This window comes from Peptostreptococcaceae bacterium, assembly GCA_016649995.1.
Lineage (GTDB): Bacteria > Bacillota > Clostridia > Peptostreptococcales > BM714 > BM714.
In genome coordinates this window covers 1-4,241 of record JAENWJ010000085.1, presented here as the reverse complement: position 1 = coordinate 4,241, position 4,241 = coordinate 1, and the positions used below count along the sequence as shown (strand labels likewise).

At 43.1% G+C, this 4,241-nt stretch carries 4 protein-coding genes; all 4 read left to right on the top strand.

All coding sequences use genetic code 11. The annotated features are described in order from the left end of the window. Window positions 1-264: 264 nt before the first annotated feature. A complete protein-coding gene (locus JJE29_09175; protein MBK5252787.1) occupies window positions 265-1,287 on the top strand; it encodes a phosphoribosylformylglycinamidine cyclo-ligase in 1,023 nt (340 codons plus the stop codon). Next, window positions 1,284-1,907 carry a phosphoribosylglycinamide formyltransferase gene (locus JJE29_09170; protein MBK5252786.1) on the top strand — a complete coding sequence of 208 codons (624 nt, stop codon included), beginning with the start codon at window positions 1,284-1,286 and terminating at the stop codon, window positions 1,905-1,907. Before JJE29_09175 ends, JJE29_09170 begins: the two co-directional genes overlap by 4 nt. Before the next feature lie 50 nt (window positions 1,908-1,957). After that, window positions 1,958-3,493: a bifunctional phosphoribosylaminoimidazolecarboxamide formyltransferase/IMP cyclohydrolase gene (purH, locus tag JJE29_09165; GenBank protein MBK5252785.1), complete on the top strand. Its 1,536-nt coding sequence runs from the start codon at window positions 1,958-1,960 to the stop codon at window positions 3,491-3,493. Between the two features lie 473 nt (window positions 3,494-3,966). Beyond that, window positions 3,967-4,241 (top strand): phosphoribosylamine--glycine ligase (locus JJE29_09160; GenBank protein ID MBK5252784.1); only part of this gene is annotated, 275 nt, incomplete at its 3' end.

Genomic DNA, 4,241 nt, shown 5'->3' with positions numbered 1-4,241 from the left:
GTAGCAAGTAGCAAGTAGCAAGTGGAAAGAGGAAAGTAGCAAGTAAAAGCAAGAGCTAAAAGCTAAATGCGTATGACAAATGAAGGGAAAAGAGTAGCAAGTTGGAATTGTAAGAGTAAGAGTTAATGTAATAAAACAGAATCAAGTAAAAGCATTGAAGTATTTGATTTTGTGGGTTTTGTTTTCTTTCTACTTTCTACTTTCTACTTTCAACTTTCAACTATATGCCGAAGGCATATCAAAGGAGCCAAGTTAATGAAAAAGATGACTTATAAGGAAGCGGGAGTAGACACTCTGGAAGGCCAGCGAGCTGTAAGGCTAATGAAGGATTCCGTAAAGAGCACCTTCAACAAGCAGGTACTTACGGAGCTGGGCGGGTTTGGTGGATTGTTCGCTCTTGACCTCAAAAATATGGAGGAGCCTGTTCTTGTATCAGGAACAGACGGAGTGGGAACCAAGCTAAAAATAGCGTTTTTAACAGATAGGCACGACACGGTGGGCATAGACCTAGTTGCAATGTGCGTTAACGACATACTATGCCAGGGAGCCAAGCCCCTGTTTTTTCTAGACTATATGGCAACGGGCCATCTAAAAGCCGAAAAGGCAGCATCAATTGTTTCCGGAATTGCGACAGGCTGCAGGCAGGCCGGATGCGCCTTAATAGGAGGGGAAACGGCTGAAATGCCGGGCTTCTACGGAGAAGGGGAATATGACCTGGCGGGGTTTGCTGTCGGCATTGTAGACAAGAAAAGAATAGTTGACGGAAGCCGTTTGGAAGATGGAGATGCATTGATCGGATTGGCTTCAAGCGGTATACACTCAAATGGATATTCCTTGGTTAGAAAAGTTATTTTTGACCGATGCAATTTTGATGTGAACGACGTGCCTGAGGGTCACGAAAAAACAATAGGAGAACTTCTTATAGAGCCGACCAAAATTTATGTTAAGCCTGTTTTGGAGCTTATGGAGGTTTGCGACATAAAAGGCATGGTACATATAACGGGCGGCGGCTTTTATGAAAATATTCCGAGAATTATCCCTGAAGGATTGGGAGTGGATATTGAAACGGGCAGATGGCCGATTCCTCCGGTTTTCGAATTGCTGAAGGAAAAAGGCGATCTTGATGAAACGGAAATGTACAAGACTTTCAACATGGGGATAGGTCTCATGATTGCGGTTCCCAAGTCTGAAGCGGAGAAGGCTGTCGAAGCCTTGAAGGCATGGGGAGAGAAGGCTTATATAGTAGGAAAAATTACTGACAAGCATGAAGGAGTGGTATTGAAATGAAGAAGAAGAGAATAGCGATTTTGGCATCCGGAATCGGAACAAATTTGCAAAGAGTTATAGATCATACTTGTTGCGGCCATATCAATGGGTCTGTTGAACTTGTAATATCGGATAAAAAAGAGTCCTTTGCAATGAAAAGGGCTTTGAATTATGGTGTCAAGAGTATCTATATAGGAAAGGGCAATTTTCCGAATCCTGTTCTAAGAAGAGCGGAAATGGTCAACGAGCTTAAAACCCATGACATAGACCTAATTGTTCTTGCCGGATACCTAAGTATCCTTGACGATGAATTCATAAAGACGTTTGAAAATAGAATCATTAACACTCATCCGTCCCTGATTCCGAGTTTTTGCGGAATGGGATTTTACGGGATGAAGGTACACAAGGCGGTTCATGACTATGGGGCCAAGGTTACAGGGGCCACTGTTCATTTCGTGAATGAAATTCCGGATGCCGGGCCCATAATACTTCAGGAGTCAGTTGAGGTGGATTATAAAGATACGCCCGAGGTTATACAAGAGAAGGTTCTTGAGATTGAACATCGCTTGCTTCCCAGGGCAATTGAGTTGTTCTGCGAAGATCGCTTGCACATAGATGGACGAAGGGTGATTATTACTTAGAGTTTATTTTGACTGTTTAAAATTGCTTTGAAAAAATGGAGGGGGATAATATGAAAAGAGCACTCATAAGCGTTTCAGACAAGACCGGCATAGAGGCTTTTGCAAAACAATTGTCGGAAATGGGAATAGAAATTGTATCAACCGGAGGAACGGCAAAAAGAATCGAAGATGCAGGTATTCCGGTTATAAGGGTTTCCGAATTGACGGGCTTTCCTGAATGTCTGGACGGACGAGTAAAGACTCTCCATCCGGTTATTCATGCAGGTCTTTTGGCTGTTCGTGGAAACGAGGACCATATGGCCCAACTGAAAGAGCTCAAAATAGATCCCATAGATTATGTAATCATAAATCTATATCCTTTCAAGGAAACTATTTCTAAAAGCGATGTTACATTCGAGGATGCTATCGAAAACATAGATATAGGCGGTCCTACAATGCTAAGATCGGCTGCCAAAAATTTTAAGTCAGTTACGGTAGTAACCGATCCAGAAGACTACGAAAAGGTGGCTCAGGAAATAAAATCATTCGGAGATACTACATACGGAACAAAGTACGACTTGGCGCTCAAAGTATTCGAGCACACTTCAGCGTATGACACCATCATTGCGGGATACCTTAAGAAGGAAGCAGGAAAGGACGTCTATCCTGAAACATTGACGATGACCTTTGAAAAGGTTCAGGATTTGAGATATGGCGAAAACCCGCATCAGAAGGCGGCTTTTTATAAGGCATTCGGTATGGAGAAGGGAAGTCTTGTCGATGGAGAGCAACTCCACGGAAAGGAATTGTCCTTTAACAACATAAATGATACAAATGGAGCCATCGAGCTTCTCAAGGAATACGATGAGCCCACTGTCATAGGAGTCAAGCACACAAACGCTTGCGGAGCGGGAAGCGGATATGACATCTACGATGCATACATAAAGGCTTATAACAGTGATCCTAAGTCTATTTTCGGAGGAATCATTGCAGCAAACAGGTCTATTGATTATCGAATTGCAGAGGAAATAAACAAGATATTCATAGAGATAGTGGTAGCTCCCGATTTTGACGATGATGCTCTTGAGATACTCAAGCAGAAGAAAAACATAAGACTGATTAAGCTTCCAAGCATAATGGAAAAGCAGCCTGAAGGTGAATACAACCTCAAGAAGGTAGCCGGAGGCCTGCTAATTCAGGAACTTGACAGACCCCTCATGGAGGAGTTTGAAACGGTAACCGAACGCATACCTACGGACAAGGAAAAAGAGGATCTTATTTTCGCATGGAAGGTAGTCAAGCACATCAAGTCCAATGGGATAGTAATTGCGAAGGATAAGCAGACAATTGGGGTTGGACCCGGTCAGGTAAATCGCATTTGGGCAGTAGAAAATTGCGTAAAGCAGGCGCTTGTGGAGACAAAGGGAAGCGTAATGGCATCTGACGCATTTTTTCCATTCCCTGACAGCGTTGAAGAGGCTGCCAAGGCCGGTGTTACGGCAATCATACAGCCAGGCGGTTCTAAAAACGATTCCGCATCCATAGAGAAGGCAAACCAATACGGAATAGCAATGATATTTACAGGCATGAGACATTTTAAGCATTAAAGAACAGTGGAAAGTAGAAAGTAGAAAGTAGAAAGAAAGTACAGAAAAACAAAAGCAAAAGAAAGAGAAAGAGAAAGAAAAAGAAAAAGAGAAGTAAAGAAGCTTGCAGCTTGGAGAAAAAAACAGTAGCAAGTGGGAAATGAAAGAAAGTTTAGTTCATTTATTGATGATTTCTGGTTAAGGGTCAAATTGCTCACTGCGGCCTGTGGCGGATATTCATAGAGCTTTGTCTTTTGGCAAAATCTAAAATCCGCAAACTCGCTTCGCATCGCGGGCCAAGGCCAAAGCGGATTTCTTGACGATTTAGCCTTATCCAAAGCTGTGAATATCACGCCGCGGTCGATGTATCGCAATATGAAACCTCAACCTGGGACAGTAGAAAGCATAGAGTAGATTCTCAATTCGTGTGGTGCATTGGACTTTACAAGTTTCGAATGATAAAAACAAATTACTACTTTGACCGGAGGGAAACTATGAAGGTATTGATTGTAGGAAACGGCGGCCGAGAGCATACACTCGGATGGAAACTCATTCAAAGCGAAAGAGTGGACGAAATATTCTTTGCTCCCGGAAATGCCGGAACGGCTTCAATAGGTAAAAATATTCCCATTAAAGCTGAAGACATCGAAGGCTTGCTTTCTTTTGCCAAGTATGAGGGCATAGAGCTTACCGTGGCAGGACCTGAGGTGCCGCTTTGCAACGGAATAGCAGACAGGTTCGAAGCGGAAGGCCTAAAGGTTTTCGGTCC